The sequence below is a fragment of the Ruegeria sp. CG11 genome, from assembly GCF_056537245.1.
Window position 1 is genome coordinate 37,157 of the sequence record NZ_JBQFRE010000014.1, and the last position, 18,340, is coordinate 55,496.

At 59.8% G+C, this 18,340-nt stretch carries 15 protein-coding genes; 8 read left to right on the forward strand and 7 right to left on the reverse strand.

Annotation, left to right across the window (positions count from 1 at the left end; all coding sequences use genetic code 11):
• Positions 1-1,230, forward strand: a complete 1,230-nt coding sequence (locus ACR0KW_RS19575; protein WP_480806488.1) for a glycosyltransferase family protein — start codon at positions 1-3, stop codon at positions 1,228-1,230.
• Here ACR0KW_RS19575 and ACR0KW_RS19580 read toward each other — a convergent pair.
• Positions 1,214-2,959 (reverse strand): sugar phosphorylase, encoded by a 1,746-nt coding sequence (locus ACR0KW_RS19580; RefSeq protein ID WP_480806489.1) that lies wholly within the window; start codon positions 2,957-2,959, stop codon positions 1,214-1,216. The genes ACR0KW_RS19575 and ACR0KW_RS19580 overlap by 17 nt on opposite strands.
• Before the next feature lie 120 nt (positions 2,960-3,079).
• Positions 3,080-3,697, reverse strand: a complete 618-nt coding sequence (locus ACR0KW_RS19585) for a TetR/AcrR family transcriptional regulator (protein WP_480806490.1) — start codon at positions 3,695-3,697, stop codon at positions 3,080-3,082.
• Between the two features lie 183 nt (positions 3,698-3,880).
• Between ACR0KW_RS19585 and ACR0KW_RS19590 the strand changes: the two genes are divergently transcribed.
• From ACR0KW_RS19590 to ACR0KW_RS19615, 6 genes are all read left to right on the forward strand, one after another.
• Positions 3,881-4,810, forward strand: a complete 930-nt coding sequence (locus ACR0KW_RS19590) for an AEC family transporter (protein ID WP_480806491.1) — start codon at positions 3,881-3,883, stop codon at positions 4,808-4,810.
• A gap of 101 nt (positions 4,811-4,911) precedes the next feature.
• Positions 4,912-5,745 (forward strand): S-formylglutathione hydrolase, encoded by an 834-nt coding sequence (fghA, locus tag ACR0KW_RS19595; RefSeq protein ID WP_480806492.1) that lies wholly within the window; start codon positions 4,912-4,914, stop codon positions 5,743-5,745.
• A gap of 3 nt (positions 5,746-5,748) precedes the next feature.
• On the forward strand, positions 5,749-7,206 hold the full coding sequence (sthA, locus tag ACR0KW_RS19600) for a Si-specific NAD(P)(+) transhydrogenase (RefSeq protein ID WP_170401571.1): 1,458 nt from the start codon (positions 5,749-5,751) through the stop codon (positions 7,204-7,206).
• The gene (locus tag ACR0KW_RS19605; protein WP_480806493.1) at positions 7,203-7,658 is read left to right on the forward strand and encodes a YaiI/YqxD family protein; all 456 of its coding nucleotides are present in this window, start codon (positions 7,203-7,205) and stop codon (positions 7,656-7,658) included. The genes sthA and ACR0KW_RS19605 overlap by 4 nt, the downstream gene beginning before the upstream one ends.
• 144 nt (positions 7,659-7,802) lie before the next feature.
• The gene (locus ACR0KW_RS19610) at positions 7,803-8,423 is read left to right on the forward strand and encodes an HAD family hydrolase (protein ID WP_480806494.1); all 621 of its coding nucleotides are present in this window, start codon (positions 7,803-7,805) and stop codon (positions 8,421-8,423) included.
• Entirely contained in the window at positions 8,420-9,328 is a 909-nt protein-coding gene (locus tag ACR0KW_RS19615; RefSeq protein WP_480806495.1) for an ornithine cyclodeaminase family protein, read from the forward strand. Before ACR0KW_RS19610 ends, ACR0KW_RS19615 begins: the two co-directional genes overlap by 4 nt.
• On the opposite strand, the gene ACR0KW_RS19620 is transcribed toward ACR0KW_RS19615, so the two are convergent.
• Positions 9,329-10,570 (reverse strand): MFS transporter, encoded by a 1,242-nt coding sequence (locus tag ACR0KW_RS19620; RefSeq protein ID WP_480806496.1) that lies wholly within the window; start codon positions 10,568-10,570, stop codon positions 9,329-9,331.
• Positions 10,571-10,717: 147 nt separating this feature from the next.
• Here ACR0KW_RS19620 and zapE point away from each other — a divergent pair, with 147 nt between their 5' ends.
• Entirely contained in the window at positions 10,718-11,776 is a 1,059-nt protein-coding gene (gene zapE / locus ACR0KW_RS19625; protein ID WP_480806497.1) for a cell division protein ZapE, read from the forward strand.
• 76 nt (positions 11,777-11,852) lie between these two features.
• Here zapE and ACR0KW_RS19630 read toward each other — a convergent pair whose 3' ends face one another.
• Genes ACR0KW_RS19630 through ACR0KW_RS19645 form a run of 4 tightly spaced genes read right to left on the reverse strand, consistent with a single transcriptional unit; the run spans position 11,853 to position 18,105 of the window.
• The gene (locus ACR0KW_RS19630) at positions 11,853-13,127 is read right to left on the reverse strand and encodes a bifunctional folylpolyglutamate synthase/dihydrofolate synthase (RefSeq protein ID WP_480806498.1); all 1,275 of its coding nucleotides are present in this window, start codon (positions 13,125-13,127) and stop codon (positions 11,853-11,855) included.
• Positions 13,124-14,056, reverse strand: coding sequence for an acetyl-CoA carboxylase, carboxyltransferase subunit beta (accD, locus tag ACR0KW_RS19635; RefSeq protein WP_170546197.1), 933 nt, complete (start codon positions 14,054-14,056; stop codon positions 13,124-13,126). Before accD ends, ACR0KW_RS19630 begins: the two co-directional genes overlap by 4 nt.
• Before the next feature lie 58 nt (positions 14,057-14,114).
• Positions 14,115-15,005 carry a CPBP family intramembrane glutamic endopeptidase gene (locus tag ACR0KW_RS19640; protein WP_480806499.1) on the reverse strand — a complete coding sequence of 297 codons (891 nt, stop codon included), beginning with the start codon at positions 15,003-15,005 and terminating at the stop codon, positions 14,115-14,117.
• Complete coding sequence (locus ACR0KW_RS19645; RefSeq protein ID WP_480806500.1) at positions 14,998-18,105, reverse strand: ABC transporter transmembrane domain-containing protein; 3,108 nt, start codon at positions 18,103-18,105, stop codon at positions 14,998-15,000. Before ACR0KW_RS19645 ends, ACR0KW_RS19640 begins: the two co-directional genes overlap by 8 nt.
• Between the last annotated feature and the right edge of the window lie 235 nt (positions 18,106-18,340).

Consider the following 18,340-nt stretch of genomic DNA (forward strand, 5'->3'; position numbering starts at 1 on the left):
ATGGCAGATTTTCACCAAAACGGAAACATCACCACCCTGCACAACCTGCGCAGCAGACCGCCCGGGCAACTGGCGCATGAAATCTCGGTCTTTGCCGAAACACGCAAGATCACCCTGATCCTGCCCTGCCTCTATTCCGAACTGGAAGGCCCGGCGCTGGCAGGCATTCTGAAGGAACTGGGGCAGGTGCCCTATCTGCATCGCATCATCATTGGTCTGGATCAGGCGGATGAGGCGCAGTACCGCCACGCCCGCGCCTTCTTTGCCGACCTGCCGCAGAACCATGCAGTGATCTGGAATGACAGCCCCCGCCTGACCACGCTGCAGTCGCATCTGCAGGAACTGGGGCTGGCTCCGCAGGAACCCGGTAAGGGTAAGAATGTCTGGTCCTGCATCGGTTACCTGCTGGCTTGCGCCGACAGCTCGGTCATGGCGATCCATGACTGCGATATCGTGACCTATGACCGGCAAATGCTGGCCCGTCTGGTCTATCCGGTCGTCAATCCGACCTTTCCGTTCCAGATGGCCAAGGGGTTCTATCCCCGCATTGGCGAGGGCAAGCTGAATGGGCGCGTGACCCGTCTGCTCGTCAGTCCGCTGCTGATTGCGCTGAAGAAAGTGATCGGCGATCGAGACTACCTCGATTACCTGCGCAGCTTCCGCTATCCGCTGTCGGGCGAGTTCGCGATCCGCACGCCCATCCTGCCCGACCTGCGCATCCCATCGGATTGGGGTTTGGAGATCGGCGTTCTGTCCGAGGCATGGCGCAATCTGGCGCCAAAATCCGTCTGTCAGGTTGAGATCGCCGATAACTACGACCACAAACATCAAGACCTGTCGCCCGAGGATGCCAATCGCGGTCTGTCCCGCATGTCCACCGATATCTGCAAGGCGATCTTCCGCAAGCTGGCTGCCGATGGCACCGTGTTTACGCCCAACACCTTCCGCACGCTCAAGGCCACCTACTACCGATCCGCGCTGGACCTGCTGGAAGGCTACTATACCGACGCCAAAATGAACGGGCTGGAACTGGACCGGCACAAGGAAGAGAAATCCATCGAGCTTTTCGCGGAAAACATCATTCGCGCCGGTCAGGTTTTCCTCGACAATCCGCACGAAACGCCGTTTATCCCGACATGGAACCGCGTCCACTCGGCGGACCCTGAATTTTTGCTGCGCCTGAAGGCGGCGGTGTCCGACGATCTGGCCGAGTTCACGCCGCGTTCGTGATCCAGCGGCACTGATACGGCGCCAGCACGATTTCGGGGCCGTTGGCGGCCAGAATCTCGCCGGTCAGGGCGTCGGTCCAGACCTCCTCGGCGATCATGTTGATCTCGGCGGGGCTGACATGCACCTGCTCATCCGAGACATTGTGCAGCGCAAAGATCGACTGGCTGCGGTCCAGACTCTGTCGCCAGATGCCGAACACGCGGTCGTCCAGCCGTAGAGTAAACTGCGTGGCATTCGGGTGGAATGCCGCCTGCTGCGACCGCAGGCGCAAACGGCGCGACAGCTCTGACAACACCAGTGCCTGATTGGACCCCGGATCGGCAAGACGCGCCAACAGATCAGGGTAATGCCAGCGGTGCCGGTTGATCGCCCGGTTCATGCCCCGCCGTTCAACCGCCTCGTGATCGTTGGGCGTGGCCAGCAGAGAGTGGATGTAAAAGGCCGGTATCCCCTCCAGGGACATGACGATGGTCTGAGAGCAGATGAACCGGGCCAGATGATATTGATCCTTACCGGCAAATGTCTCGCGCATCGCCTCGAAATACCCGCAGTTCAGCTCATAGGGTTCCTCGCGTCCGTCCGGCAGCGCCCGCATCGACACCAGGCCGCCGATCCGGCGCACCGTGTCGATCATGCGCTCTTTTTCGTCGGGGGGCAGAACCCCTTCGGCGGGGCGCATCCCGATGCCATCATGGCTGGCGGTGAAGTTCAGAAAGGCACAGCCCAGCTGCGCGGGCGGCATCGCGGCCTGCCATTCACGCAGATACTGCGCCGTACCTGATTGCATCGCGTGCAGGATCAGCGGTGGTAGAGGGAAATTGTAAACCGCGTGCGCCTCATTCCGGTTGCCGAAATAGCTGAGGTTTTCTGTGCGCGGCACGTTCGTCTCAGTCAGCAGCACAAGTGTTTCGGTGGTGTAGTCGCACAGCAGTCGCAGCAATTGCACGATGGCATGGGTTTGCGGTAGGTGGATGCAATTGGTGCCAATCTCTTTCCAGACAAAGGCCACCGCATCCAGCCGCAGGATCCGCACGCCCTTGTCTATATGCAGGCGAATGATCCGCAGCATTTCGATCAGCACTTCGGGGTTTGAGAAATCCAGATCCACCTGATCGTGACTGAAGGTGCACCAGACGTATTTCTCGCCCTGATTGGTCTCAACCTGCCGCAGCAAGGGCGTGGTGCGGGGGCGCACGACCTGCGACAGATCATCCTCGGGCGAGGCTTCGAAGAAAAACTTGTCGTGCGGGGATTTGCCCTGCAGGAAATTGGTAAACCACGCGCCCTGGCTTGAGACGTGGTTCAGCACCAGATCAGACATCAGGTGAAAGTCGCCAGCGATCCGGGTGATATCCGTCCAATCCCCCAGTTGCGGGCTGATGGAGTAGTAGTCTGATACCGCGAACCCGTCATCCGAGGTGAACGGAAAGAACGGCAGGATGTGGACCCCGTTCACCACGCCGCTCAGATGTCGGGTCAGAAAATCATGCAACAGGTCCAGTGGCTTGTGCACCTGATCCTCGATCGAATTGCCATAGGTGATCAGGACGCTGTCTTTTTCCGACCACAGCTTGTTGCCCGGCTTGCGCCCCTGTTTGCGCCGGTGCGTCCCCGCCGGCCAAAAAGCTTCGGTGATCTGGCGGGCCAGTTCGGCTTGATCATGATCGGGATAAATCTGAGCGAGCAGGTCGTTCAGTCGGCGAGAGAAGTTAGTGTTCACACTGGTCAAGGGTCACAGGGCCTTCGCTGTATCTGTTCGATGGTTTTCCAGAACGGTAAACCTGTCAAACATCAACTGCGCAGCCGGATCTTGTTTGGGCAAAAGCCCGCACGCCTGCCCAAATCTTGATCAGACCCCGTAGTGGGCCATGAACATGTCCACGGCCTGCAGGGCGATTTCGTCGATTTCCGACTGGCTGAAACGGGTCTGAATGCCCAATGCGGCCTTGGTCCAGATACGCACCTTGCACAGTTCCGAGAATTGTTCCGCCGCGATCTGGACGTCTTCGATGGCCAGTTCGCCTTTTTGAACGGCCTTTTCCAGATACTCGACCATGTGGCGCTGGCCGTTTTGAGGTCCGGCCTCGAAAAATGCCATGCCAAGCTCGGGGAATCGGTCGCGTTCGGCCACGCAGATCCGGAAAACCTGTTGCGAAAAGTCGGACACCAGAAACGCGGTCAGTTGAGTTGCGGTGATCGTCAGAACTTCGCGCGCGGGTTTGGAATCGTCGATCATCGAGATGACGTTTTCGGCCAGGCGTTTGCACTCGGTCTGCGCGACCTCCATGAACAGAAGCCGTTTGTCGGGGAAATAACTGTAGAGCGTCGCCTTGGATACTCCGGCCGCGCGCGCGATGTCATCGACGCTTGCACCCTCGAACCCATCCGCCATGAAAACCTCTCGGGCGCCACGCAAAACCTGATCGAATTTGCGGCCCGTGCGAAGGATGGCGGCTGTCTCTGTCATGGGTTCTCCTTGGTTAGATGATCCCCTAAAACTATAAACCGTTCGGTTCAGATACAACGATTCGCGTGATTTCCATGATCGCGACGTTGTGGATTCTGTTCATTTTCCCGTCAGAACCCACAGTCTGAAGATTGCGTCGGCTAAAGGCTTGCTGCGCCGCAAAACAATGCTAACACTCCGGCCATGGTCGATATCTTTCTGCGCACGCTTCCGTTTTTTGCGATCATCGGCCTGGGGTACTGGGCCGGGCGCAGTCGGTTTTTCACCGAAGAAGCAACGGCCTACCTGACCAAATTCGTATTCTTCTTTGCGCTGTCGGCAATGCTGTTTCGTTTTGCCGCCACCCTGCCCTTTGCCGAGATCTTCAACGGTCGCCTTGTGATCGGCTATCTGCTAGGCACTATGGCCGTCTATGCGCTGGCAACGCTTGTGGCCTGGATGCGCGGGCTCGACGTCCCCACAGCCGCGGTTGAGGCCCAATGCGCTGCTATCGGAAATGTCGGGTTCCTGGGCCTGCCCATGCTGGCCCTGCTGTTTTCCGAGGCCGCCATCGGGCCAGTCATGTTGGTTCTGACGGTTGATCTGGTGGTGTTCTCCTCATTGATCGTGATTTTGATCAATGCCGGGCGCGACGGGCGGCTGACACCGGCGACCCTAAGGTTGATTGGGTTGGGCTTGCTGAAAAATCCGATGATCGTTTCAATCTCTGCCGGCTTGTTGTGGTCGGCATTCCAGGTGCCGGTCCCAGATCCTCTGAACGACTTTCTGACCATTCTCGGGGGGGCCGCCACGCCGGGTGCGCTGTTCGCCATCGGTGCTTCGCTGGCCTCAAAATCCGCCGAACGCGTGCAGGTTGCCGCCTGGCTGAGCTTTTGCAAGCTGGTCATCCACCCGATCTGTGTCGCCGTGGTGCTGCTGTGGCTGATCCCGGTGGCCGCGTTTCCGGCTACGGTGGCCATTGCAGCCGCTGCTCTACCGGTGGCGGGAAATGTCTACATGTTGGCGGCCCATTACGGTGTGGCTCCGCATCGGGCATCCGCCGCCATCCTGCTGTCGACGGCCGCCAGTATCCTGACTGTACCGGTTGTGATCGCCTGGGTCGCAACACTCTGAGCTCCATCTGTAAAAAATACTCTCGCCGAAGGCGCACGGCCTTTACGCCGGGTCCTTGGAGGGTTAGCCATGTCGCGACCCAAAGCTAAGGACTTTGCCAGATGGAAACCCTTTCGGAAAACGCCTGTTTCGGTGGCGTTCAGGGCGTTTACCGCCATACCTCCGCAGCCTGCCAATGCGACATGACATTTGGCCTGTTTCTTCCCGCCGAGGCCAAGGATGGTCCGGTTCCGGTTTTGTGGTATTTGTCCGGCCTGACCTGCACCCATGAAAACGCCATGACCAAGGCGGGCGCGCAGGCCTGGGCGGCGGAACAGGGCATCGCCGTGGTCTTCCCCGACACCTCGCCGCGTGGTGAAGGCGTGGCCGATCACGAAGACTATGATCTGGGCCAGGGTGCGGGGTTCTATGTGAACGCAACGCAGACCCCCTGGGCGCCGCATTTCAACATGTGGGACTACGTGGCCGAGGAACTGCCGGCCCTGTTGGCGGAAAACTTTGCCATCGACATGGACCGTCAGGCCATCACTGGGCATTCGATGGGCGGTCACGGCGCGCTGACGCTGGCGATGAACCTGCCGGGGCGGTTCCGGTCGGTTTCGGCCTTCGCGCCGATCTCGAACCCGACCGGATCGGATTGGGGCCGCAAACAACTGAGCACTTATCTGGGCGATGACGAGACTGCATGGGCCAAGCACGACGCCTCAGTGCTGATGAAGGAAAAAGGCTTTGATGGCCCGATCCTGATCGACACCGGCACCAATGATCAATTCATTGACCTGCTGCGCCCCGAGGCGCTGGCCCAAGCGATCGCCGCGCGCCGCCAGCAAGCCATCAATCGCCTGCAACCCGGCTATGACCATTCCTATTTCTTTGTGTCCACCTTCATGGAAGACCACATCACCTTCCACGCCGAAGCGCTGTACGGAGACTGAGACATGAGAAAATTCGACTATGATCTGATCATCATCGGGTCCGGTCCGTCCGGGCGGTCGGCGGCGATTCAGGCGGGAAAACTGAAACGCCGGGTGCTGGTGATCGACCGCAAGGACCGGTTCGGCGGCGTGTCGGTTCACACCGGCACGATCCCGTCCAAGACGCTGCGCGAGACGGTGCTGAACCTGTCCGGCTGGCGCGAACGCAGCTTTTATGGCCGCTCCTACCGCGTCAAGGATCAGATCCGCGCCGAGGACCTCAAGGCGCGCCTGCACATGACGCTGGACCACGAGGTCGACGTGCTGGAACATCAGTTCAACCGCAACCACGTGGAAACGCTGGACGGGCTGGCCAAATTCACCGGCCCGCACGAGGTTGAGGTCGCGACGGACGCGGGCGAAACCACGCGCCTGACGGCGGCCAAGTTCCTGATCGCGACAGGAACCAAGACCTATCGACCTGAATATGTGCCCTTCAACGGCAAGACGGTCGTGGATGGGGATGAGTTCCTTGAGATGGCCGAAATCCCGCGCTCGCTGGTTGTGATCGGCGCCGGGGTGATCGGGGTGGAATATGCCACCATGTTCTCGGCGCTGGACGTGCGGGTGACGCTGATCGAGCCGCGTGAAACCTTCCTGGATTTCATCGACAGTCGTCTGATCCATGATTTCACCCATCAGATTCGTGAAAACGGTGTTGATCTGCGCCTGGGATCAGCCGTGGAAAAGATCGAAGATGCGGGGGACCACGTCGAAGTCACGCTCGACAACGGCCGCCATGTCAGGGCCGAGATGCTGTTGTTTGCTGCCGGTCGCATGGGCGCGACGTCCAAGCTGAATCTGGAGGCCGTGGGGCTGGAAACAGACCACCGCAACCGGATCAAGGTAGATCGCAAGACCTATCAGACCGCCGTGCCGCATATCTATGCGACAGGCGATGTGATCGGACACCCCTCGCTGGCTTCGACCTCGCTGCAACAAGGCCGTGTCGCCGCGTGCCACGCACTGGACACACCCACCCTGCCCGAAAGCCCGTGGTATCCATACGGCATCTATTCGGTGCCCGAGATTTCCACCTGCGGCATGTCCGAGGAGGAGCTGCAGGAACGTGGAATTCCCTATGAGGTCGGCGTGGCGCGGTTCCGTGAAACCTCGCGCGGACATATCATGGGCCTTGAGCACGGGATGCTAAAGATGCTGTTCTCGCTGAAAACCCGCCGGGTTCTTGGCGTGCAGATCGTCGGCGAAGGCGCGACCGAGCTGATTCACATCGCGCAGGCGGTGCTGAACCTGAAGGGCACGGTGGATTACTTCGTGCAGAACACGTTCAACTATCCGACGCTGGCCGAGGCTTACAAGATCGCCGGTCTGGACGCGTTCAACCGGATGCCGATCCCCGAAGAGTTCAAAGTGCGCAAGAAACCCGCTGAGCCTGCAAAGAAACAGGTCAAAAAGGCGTGACCACGCTTTATGTCGATGGCGATGCCTGCCCGGTGAAGGTCGAGGCCGAACGGGTGGCAACCCGGCACAAGGTGCCAATGGCGCTGGTCTCGAACGGCGGGCTGCGGCCATCGGCCAACCCTCTGGTGCAGGTGGTCATCGTGGCGGAAGGTGCAGACGAAGCGGATAAGTGGATTGCCGAGCGTTGCGGACCCGGGGATGTGGTAGTGACCTCGGACATCCCTTTGGCCGCGAAATGCGTCGAGGCCGGGGCACGGGTCCTGCGCCCGAATGGGGAGGCGTTTACGGTCGCCAATATCGGCCAGCAACTGGCGATGCGCGATCTGATGGCCGACCTGCGCGCGGCCAACCCGCTGGGCGCAGGCGGCGGTGGCAAACCCTTTGGCAAGGCGGACCGGTCCCGGTTTCTGGATGCGCTGGAGCGGGAATTGAGGGCAGCCCTGCGGGGCTAACCCTCCCGCCCGTCGGCGACGCATCATAGATGCGTCTTCTCCGGTTGGGCCGGGCAGCGCTGCGCGCTGCGGTTCCGCCCTTGTAAATCCGGGCGGGTATTGGTTCAGTCGGTGCAAACTGGATTGATTTGACAGGGGCACATCATGCCGATTGAAGCCGTGGTTTTCGACATCGGGAACGTTCTGATCGAATGGCAGCCGGAGCGCTACTACGACAAGGTCATTGGCGAAGAGCGCCGTCGCGCCATGTTCGCCGAGGTCGATCTGCACGGGATGAACGATCTGGTGGATCAAGGGTATCATTTCACCGATACGATCTATGACTGGGCCGAGAAGTACCCTGAATGGCGCGACGAAATCCGCATGTGGCATGACAAGTGGATCGAATTGGCCTCGCCCGAAATCCCGCATTCCGTTCGTCTGCAGCGGGCTTTGCGCGCCAAAGACATCCCCGTTTTCGCGCTGACCAATTTCGGGGTGCAGAATTTCGACTATGCCACCACGGTTTACGCGTTTCTGAACGAGTTTGATCGGCACTATGTCTCGGGCCGCATGAAGGCAGTGAAGCCGCATGTCCCAATTTACGAAATGGTTGAGGCAGATTGCGGCGTGGCGCCCGAGGCTTTGCTGTTCGCGGATGACCGGATCGACAATATCGAAACGGCGCGGGCGCGCGGGTGGCAAACGCATCACTTCACCGGACCGCAAGGCTGGGCAGACCGTCTGGTGTCCGAAGGTCTGTTGACCGAGGATGAGGCCCGATGAACGTCCTGCAAATCCCGTTTGCCGAAGGAGAGGCCAATCTGGACTGGGTGGAACTGACCCAAGCCTTTGCAGAAGGGCATCAGCGACCCAAGGCTCAGATAGAAGATACGTTCCTATATCGCGGCGCGGACACGCTGCTGTCGCGGTCGGCCTGGATTGACGGCTTGGGCATCGCCGTGAAATCCACCACCATTTTCCCGGGCAATGTTCAGGCCGGGCGCCCTGTGATCGATGGGTCCGTCAGCATTTATGACGACGCAGATGGGCGATTGGCGGCATTGGTCGATTTTTTCCTGGTGACCAAGTGGAAAACAGCCGGGGACAGCCTGCTGGGCGCGCTGCGTTTGGCGAACCCGGACAGCCGCAACATCCTGATTGTTGGCGCCGGGCCGGTGGCCCGATCCCTGTGCGAAGCCTTTGCTGCTGGTTTCCCGCAAGCTAAAATACGCGTGTGGAACCGCACCACCGCCAAGGCCGAAGCTATGGCCGCGACACTGGGGCAAATCGACGTCGAATATGACCTGGCAGATGCGGTCGACCGGGCCGACATTGTCTTGACGGCCACAATGAGCACTCAACCCTTCATCAAGGGCGAGTGGTTGCGCCCAGACCAACACCTGAACCTTGTCGGCGCCTATCGGCCCGACATGCGCGAGGTCGAAGATCTGGCGCTGCAGCGTGCCCGGATCTACATGGACAGTTTCGACTCAACCGTTGACCATATTGGTGAGATCAAAATTCCGATCGAACAGGGCGTAATCACGCGTGGCGACTTGGTGGCCGACTATTATGATCTGGACCAGTTTGCACCTGACCCAACTGCGATCACGCTGTTCAAGAACGGCGGTGGCGCGCATCTGGACCTGATGACCAGCCAATACATCATAAGCAAATACCAGGCGTGATCAGGCGGCAGCCGCAACCTGAGACCTGTTCTCGCGGATCGGCAGGTGGACGATGGCGCTGAGGGCTCCGACGCCCACACCGATCCACCAGACCATCGTGTAATCGCCATAGACGTCATACATGCGCCCGCCCAGCCAGACACCGAGGAACCCTCCGATCTGGTGGCTGAGGAACACGAAGCCATAAAGCGTCCCCATGTAGCGCAGCCCATAGAGATGCGCGACAAGCCCCGAGGTCAGGGGCACCGTGGCCAGCCAGAGCGAGCCCATGACGACCGAGAACACGATGACCGAAATCGGAGTGATGGGCATGAGGATGAAAATCGCCGCCGCCAGTGTGCGACCGGTATAAATGGCTGCCAGCAGGTATTTCTTGGGAAAGTGATTGCCCGCCCAGCCTGCCAGAAGCGTGCCGCCGATATTCGCCAGGCCCACCAGTGAGATGGCCACCGCCCCAAGGGTCGAAGTGGTGGTAATACCCAGTGAATGCAGGACGCCACCGGGCTGGATCGGGCCGCACATCTCTGTCACGAAGGCAGGGAAATGGGCGGTGATGAAGGCCAGCTGATAGCCGCAGCTGAAAAAGCCCAGAAAGATCATCGCGTAAGACGGATCGCGGAAGGCGCGGCCCAAAATCTGGCCCATGCTCTCTTCCAACTCGGTCTTGCTGACCGGTTGCGGCGCGCGCATGAACGGCAGCGTCAGCACAAGGGCGAGGATTGCGGCCGCAAAGACGATGAAGACCTGTTGCCAGGGCAGAAAGGTCAAAAGCCACTCGGCCGTTGGGGCACCGATCACCTGACCGAAACTGCCCGCCGCCGTGACAATGGCCAGAGACATCGAGCGGTTCTTGTCTGACGACGCGCGCCCGACCACAGCCAGCACAACGCCGAAGCCGGTGCCTGCGATGCCAAAACCCACCAGCCACGCATACATCTGGTGTCCGAACGGCGTAATCGACCATGCCGACAACACCATCCCGGCGGCATAGGTCAGTGCGCCAAGGATGATCGCTTTTCGGTCCCCGATCTTTTCCGCAATCGCCGCAAAGATCGGCTGTCCGATGCCCCAGGCGAGGTTCTGGATGGCAATCGCCAGCGAGAAATCGGTGCGCAGCCAGCCGAACTCGCTGGCGATGGGAATCTGGAATACCCCAAATGAAGCGCGCACGGCGAAATTGACCGTGATGATGATACATCCAACGATCAGGATCGGGTTCAGCAGGCGGGCAGATTGCGGCATCGGGACCTCGAGGTTAGGTCTGGTGGACGTTATGGATTTTGCACACAGCGTCAAATCAGCAGTTTTGCGGTCTCGGTTAAGGAAAATTGATGCGTCGACAAAATGGCTGCTTTTCAAGCCTTAATGGGGGCGCTATGGCTCGGATTCATGACGGATTTAATTTCGCTTTATAACGACCGCGTTGCTCAGGGCATCCTGACACGGGATGACGCGCAAGAGGCGGTGCTGCCCCATTTCGAGCGCATTCGTGCAGCCCTTTCGGCTCCGGTCAAGCGCGGGCTGTTTCGCAAGGCCCCTCCGCCTCCGAAAGGGTTGTATCTGTGGGGCGGCGTCGGGCGCGGCAAGTCCATGCTGATGGATATGTTCGTTGATGCGCTGGGGGATATCCCGGCGCGACGGGTGCATTTCCACGCCTTCATGCAAGAAATCCACGCGGGTATGCATAAGGCCCGTCAGGATGGTGTCGAGGATGCATTGGCCCCGGTGGCGCAGGAGGTCGTGAAGACGGTCAGGCTGTTGGCCTTTGATGAGATGCAGATCACCGACATCACTGATGCGATGATCGTGGGGCGGTTGTTTGACATGCTGTATGAGGGCGGGGTTGTGGTTGTAACAACCTCGAACCGGCATCCCGATGACCTGTACAAGGACGGGCTGAACCGGCAGCTGTTTTTGCCCTTCATTGCCCATATCAAGGAACAACTTCAGGTGTGGGAGCTGGTCTCACCTACCGATTACCGACAGAACCGACTTGAGGGTGCGCCGGTCTACTTCACGCCGATCGGCCCGGAAGCGCGTCAAAGCATTCGCAGCGTTTGGAACGACTTGTCCGGCGGTGCAGCGGAACCGCTGATCCTGCAGGTCAAAGGCCGCGCGGTCGAACTGCCAGCCTTTCGCAATGGCGTCGCGCGGGCGTCGTTTTATGACTTGTGCGGGCGGATGCTGGGGCCTGCGGATTATCTGGCGATTGCCGAGGAATTGAAGGTGTTGGTACTGGAAGACATCCCGCGCCTGTCACGGAACAACTTCAACGAAGCCAAGCGGTTCGTGACCCTGATCGATGCGCTGTACGAGGCGAAGGTGCGTCTGATTTGCTCTGCCGCAGCCGAGCCCGAGATGTTGTATGTCGAGGGCGAAGGGACGTTTGAATTTGAACGCACCGCCTCGCGCCTGCGCGAGATGCAGGATCAGGATTGGGGGAAATAGGGGGTGCTGCCTCCGCTGCGCTTTGCGCGCCTCCCCCGGGACATTTTTGGCCAGGTGAAGCTTTGGCAGGCTGTCTTCAGCCGTTTTCGCGCAGGATGTTACCGGCCAGATAAAGCGAGCCGCAAATCAGCACGCGGGCCTGCGGGTCTGCCGCCACGATGGTGTTCAGCGCAGCAGAGACGCTGTCGGCGGTTGTCGCAGGCAGGTTGACCTTGGCCGCAGCGGCGGCGGTGTCTTCGGCGCTGAGCGTGGCGGCCTCTCCGGGAATGGAGACGGCGGTCAGGCTTTGCGCCTGTTTCGCCAGCGGGGCCAGATAGCCGGAGACGTCCTTGGTGTTGAGCATACCGCAGATCATATGCGTGGGGCGGTCGGGCAGCTTAGCCAGAACATCAGCCAACGCGATTCCGGCGGCGGCGTTGTGGCCGCCATCCAACCACAGCTCGGCCTGCGGGGCGGCCTCGACCAAAGGTCCGGTCTTCAGGCGCTGCATCCGCGCGGGCCATTCGGCTTTGGTCACAGCGGCCTCATAGGCGTCATCACCCAGATTCAGGTGACGCAGAACAGCCAGCGCGGCGCCAGCGTTCTGGATTTGGTGCGCGCCTAGCAGGTTGGGCAGCGGCAGGTCGCGCAGGCCGGTTTCGTCCTGATAGATCAGTCGTCCGTTTTCCTCGTGCACGTGCCAATGTTGGCCGTGGACCAGCAGCGGAGCCCCGAGGCGCGCGGCGGTGTATTCGATGACCTCCAGCGCCTCGTCCAGTTGTGGGCCAACGATGCAGGGCACGCCGGGTTTAATGATGCCTGCCTTTTCGGCCGCGATTTTGCCCAGCGTGTCACCCAGAAACTGTTCGTGGTCGATCGACACTGGTGTGATCACCGTGACGGCCGGTTCGTGGATGACATTGGTGGCGTCCAGACGGCCGCCCAGACCGACCTCAAGCAGCGTGTAATCGGCTTTTACCCGGGCGAAAGCCAGCAGAGCGGCGCAGGTCGTGATCTCGAAATAGGTGATGTTCTCGCCATTGTTGGCAGCATAGCATTCATCCAGAACCGCCGTCAGGTCGGGTTCCGAAATCAGCTCACCGGCCAAACGGATGCGTTCGTGGAAGCGTGCCAGATGCGGCGAGGTATAGGCATGGGCGGACAGCCCCGCCCCTTCCAGACCTGCCCGGATCATGGCCTGGGTCGAGCCTTTGCCGTTGGTCCCGGCGATATGGATCACCGGCGGCAGTTTGGTCTGCGGGTTGTCCAGCGCGGCCAGCAAACGCCAGACGCGATCCAAGGTCAGGTCAATGATCTTGGGGTGCAAGGCCATCATCCGGTCGAGGATGAGGTCAGATGTCTGGCCGGTCATTTTTCGCCCGCGTCCTCAGCCGGAGTTTCGGCAGGGGTTTCTTCGGGCTCGGGCGCAGGCAGGTCGCCTTTGACCGCCGGAGGCTGGTTCATCAGCATACGGGTGATGGTGATCAGCTCTTCGCGCATCTCGGTGCGTTTGGTGACGCGGTCCAACATGCCGTGATCCAGCAGGTATTCGGCGCGCTGGAACCCTTCGGGCAGTTTTTCACGGATGGTCTGTTCGATCACGCGCGGCCCGGCAAAGCAGATCAGCGCGTTGGGTTCTGAAATGTGCACGTCGCCCAGCATTGCATAAGACGCCGTCACGCCGCCCGTGGTCGGGTGGGTCAGCACAACGATATAGGGCAGGTTCGCTTCTTTCAGCATCTCGACGGCCACGGTGGTCCGTGGCATCTGCATCAGGCTAAGGATACCTTCCTGCATCCGCGCGCCGCCCGCGGCCGAGAACAGGATCAACGGGCGCTTCAGCTTCACCGCCTCTTGCGCGGCGGCGATGATGGCGTTGCCGACATACATGCCCATCGAACCGCCCATGAAAGAGAAATCCTGCGCGGCGGCGATGATCGGCGTGCGGCCAATCTCTCCACTGGCGACCAGCATCGCCTCTTTCTCGCCGGTCTTTTTCTGCGCGGCTTTCATGCGGTCAGGGTATTTCTTCTGATCGCGGAAATGGAGTGGGTCGTCTTTCGGGGCAGGTACTTCGACCTCGGTGAAAATTCCACCGTCAAACAGGTGCTTGAACCGATCGCGCGGGGTGATCGCCATGTGGTGATCACATTGCGTGCAGACGTTCTGGTTTTCCGCCAGTTCACGGTGGAACAGCATCGTGCCGCATTCGTCGCACTTGTGCCAAAGGTTTTCGGGCACTTCCCGGCGCGAGAAGATCGAGTTTATCCGGGGGCGGACGTAGTTTGTGATCCAGTTCATGTCGGAACCTTGTTATGCGGCTTTGACGTCAAATAAGACGCTACGGAAGGAAATGCAATCAACGCCTGAGTGCAAGACGCGCTGTCAGCCAACAGACAATCATCACCGCTAAATCCACGAACAGCCATTGCCGCAGCATCCCGGTCTCGGTCATCTCATACGGCAGCAAGTACAGGGCTAGGCCGCTGAGAGTGTCGGGCAGTGAGATGAACAGCAATGCGACGGTATTATTGAGGAAATGCAAGGCGATAGCAGGTCCCAGCGTTCCGGATCTTGCGGTCAGGTCCGCCGCCAGGAGGCCGAAGACAAAGGCCCAGACCGTCACGAGAAGCGCATTGTCCCCGGTTACACCCGGCGCGTAATGCCCGGCGGCAAACAGAAAAGAGGGCACGCCCATCCAGATCACCGGAGACCGGAATCTAGCCGCCAGACATTGCTGGATATAACCGCGAAACAGCACTTCCTCAGCGCTGGTCTGAATCAGTACTGCAGTTGCCGATAGCGGCAGCAATAACAACCATGTGGACAGGGCGAGGTTCTGGGTCAGCGGTTCCCCCAGTCCGTATGGCGGCAAAAGGACCATGACCACGCCGAGAACGGCCAAGGCCAGCGCCACTTGCCAGAACTGCAGCCGAAACAGGCTGCGTGGACCCAGAATTGCGCGCAGCGAACGCTGCTGCATTTGTCGGGCCGCAACCGCGACGCCCAGCGTCAGAAACCCGAAACTCATCAGCAGAATCAGCGTGGCCAAAACAGAGGTGCCACGCAGAAAGCCCTGCGCCTGGTCCGGGGGGATCAGACCTCCGATGAGGGCGAAGAGAACCGAATTCAGCGTCACATACAGCACACCGACAATGAACAGGCCGAGCAGTAGCCGCCAAAGCTCGGGGCGGGCGCGGGCGTCAGCCACAAGCTGTTCATGGGCGGAATAGGCGGCGGGTTCACGCATTGTTGTTAGTGCTTTCGCCTTCGATGGTTTGCGGCAAATCCGGGAAGACATCGGCGGTGTTCTGAACCTCGTTCAACCTGTTCGCCAACGTGGTCAGATATCCGGCGACGGTCTGCAACAGTTGAACAGCGACCGAGGCGTCGCTTTCGATCACGGCCCGCAGTTCTTCGGCGCCGATGCGCAGAAAGGTGCAATCTGTGATGGCTTCCAGATCCAGTTGACGGAGATCGCCGGTGATGATCGACAGATCACCGATCAGGCGACCGGGTTCGATAATCGAGATGGGTCGCTTGCCGCCACCTTCTTCGGTCCAGATCAGCTTGGCCTGCCCTTTGATGCACAGATAGGCCGCATCGGGGGCTTGCCCGCGGGAAAAGATCATCTGCCCCTCGGCTACTTCGTACCATTGCGCCGAGAACGCCAGCAGGCGTTGGTTGCGGGCGTCGATGCCCGAAAACAGCTCGGTCGAGGCGATAATCTGCAGCTTCCGGCTGAGATCGGCCGAGGCCCCTTCTTCGTGGCGGTCCTGGGTCCGCGCAACGCCGTCGATGCGCCCGTCCTTGATTTCGATGAACAGATCATAGGCTTCGGGGTGGGCAAAATGATCCTCCATGAAGATCATGATCGAGTCAGGCAACAGCTCCCGCAACCGCAGGCGCGTGCGCAGGCGGCTTTGGGAATCGTGGCTGGCCAGCGCCTTGTCGAGGATCAGAATATCGGGGCGTTTGATCCCCGCCCGCGAAAACGCCGCGCGTTCCTGAAACACGGTCGGCAGGTTGTTCCCGCCCAGCCCGGTTTGCAGATCGAACAAGGTCGCCGCTGCCCGGCGACGCAGGCCTGCCTCGTTCATGGCGTGCGCCACAATATCCTCAATCTCTTCGGCGTGGGCGCCAGCCGTCATGGAGACCCGCCCGTAAAGCGCATTCTCCATCACCGTAAGGCGTGGGAAGTAGCTGTCTGGCGACAATGGAATGAACATGCCGTTCAGCGCGCCCTGAAGTGGTCCGGACCGTTCCTTTCGGATAGAAAGGATCTTGTCCTTGTATTCCTTCGGGAAATCCGGACCAATCTGCTCGGCTGTCAATAGAAACGGAACGGTCAGCAGCAAAGACCGTTCGGCGTCGCTGATGTCGTCGTCGCCTTTGGCTTTGCGTCGATCCTTGATATCGAGCAGACGGTGGAACATGTCCTTCGACATACCCAAACGCAGAAACAGAGGGTGATCTGTCCCGCCGCGCCCAAAGGCCTGATCCAGCGTCTCGACCACGTCGCTCGCCATGTGCATGGCATCCTCGGCCAGATCATGTGCGCTGAGGATGTTCTTGAACCGCCTGTCGTCGGCCAGGGATTCGGGTGTGATGTCCCGCGAAGGGGTGGCAAAAAGCAGGTTCCCCCCAAGCGGCACAGTTGGGTTAAAGCGGTCAGGATCGAACCGATAGACATGTCGATCCAGCCCATTTTCCCGTAGCCGCTCGGCAACCGTTTCGCGCAAATTGACTACGTCCCGTGCCAGATCAGGGTGCAGCTTGGGATCGAACTGAGTGCGCAGGGTACGGCGCAACAAAACCTCGTCGGTCCCCATTGCTTCGACCAGCTGGAACCACCAGTCCCGAATATCCTCGATGTCATCCAGCCCGGCCAGCTCGGGGTCAATCCATTCATCCGTCAGCGAGTCTGTCGGGTTGCCGGATCGCGCAGCTTCGATCTGCCAACGGCTGGGGGCCTGTGCGGCGTCTGCCTCATGCTGCGGATGGGGGCGCAACGGCATCATCAGGTTGTCGCCAACCGTGCCGTTGAACAGATAGGGTCGCGAATAGGCATAGCCGATCCGGGCGGCGATCACGGATTGGTGCAGGTCTCTCAGATTGTGACCCGCCATGATGATCTCACCCTGAACAGGCAAAACTTCGCGGGTCAGCACCTGTGCCAGCGCATTGCGTTCCGACGCATGGGTCGACTGGATCGCCACCCTGGCGCCTTTCGGAATGGTCAGGTCGATGTCTTCGAGAATGGTTTTGCCGTCATCGTCGCGCACGGTGACGTTGCGCAGCTCGATTTCGCCGGTCAGGTGCGGGATTACCACGGGCTCACCCACGAACAGCTCTTCCGGGATCATGTTAGAGGGTGCAAAGCGTTCGGTCACCACTTCCCACCGCAGGGACATGTCCTGCACCTGATTGTAATAGGTCAGAAGATCCTTCCACGGGCCGCTCAGATCCTTGTAGGCCCCAAGTGCCGCGACCAGCGCACCCACCGTCACCTCGCCCTTGATCGCCAGATAGCCACCGACCGAGTAGAACAGGAACGGCGTCATCTGCGTGATCAGGTTGTTCAGGAACTTCATGAAGAATTTCTTGTTGTAGATCTTGAACCGGATCTCGAACAAGAGCCCCAAACGGTGGCTGAACTGGGCCAGCCGATACCGCCAACCGCCATTGGTGCGCAGATCGCTGATGCCCGCCGCACTTTCGCCGATCTCGGAGCTGAGATTGCGAACCTCCTGGATACGTTCCTTGTTCAGCAGGTTGATCTGGCGCTGCAGTTTCGGGATCAGCCAAGCCTGCAGCGGGATCAGCGCGATGCTGGCCAGCCCGAACCAGACGCTTTGCATGAACAGGAAGGTGACGATGGTCATCATCTGACCGAACTGGAACACCGGCTGGGCGATGGCATCGCCCATCAGCCCTCCCATCGGTTCCGCCTCGGAGGTGATCATCGAAACCAGTTCGCCCTGACTGGTGGTGGCGAAATAGGATTTCGGGAATCGCATGGTGCGGTGGATCAGGGTGAACCGCAGGCGGCGCAGCATCCGCTCGGCCAGAATGCCCTTCATTGTGTTGATGCGCATCTTCATCAACCCGCTGGCGATCACCGTAGCCAGAAAGGCAAAACACAGGATCATCAGGTACTGCACCTGCGTCACCGTGAACCCCAGCACCGCGACCGAGTCACTGGGCGCACCGATGGCGCCGTTGATGATCTGCTTGGGCAGTTCAAGTGAGGCATAGAGGAACGGAAACGACAGAACCGTCAGCAACAGCAGGACAAGCTGTTGTTTCCTGGAATGTTTCCAGATGAATGCGAACAGAGTGGATTCCATGCGCCGGTCGTGCCTCAAATCTATTGGATGCGATTTTGGGATGATCCAATGCAATCAGGTGACAGACGGTACGCACTGGCCCCGGCGATTGCAAGAATGCGGCGAGGTAACAGATAGCGGCCGGGTTGACCACCCGCCCATCTGTTCACGAATTAGAGAGTTTTGATCCTCAATATCGTTTATTCACCTTTAACCCCTGCGGTGTCTTTGACTAAACAGGGGCACACTCTGAATG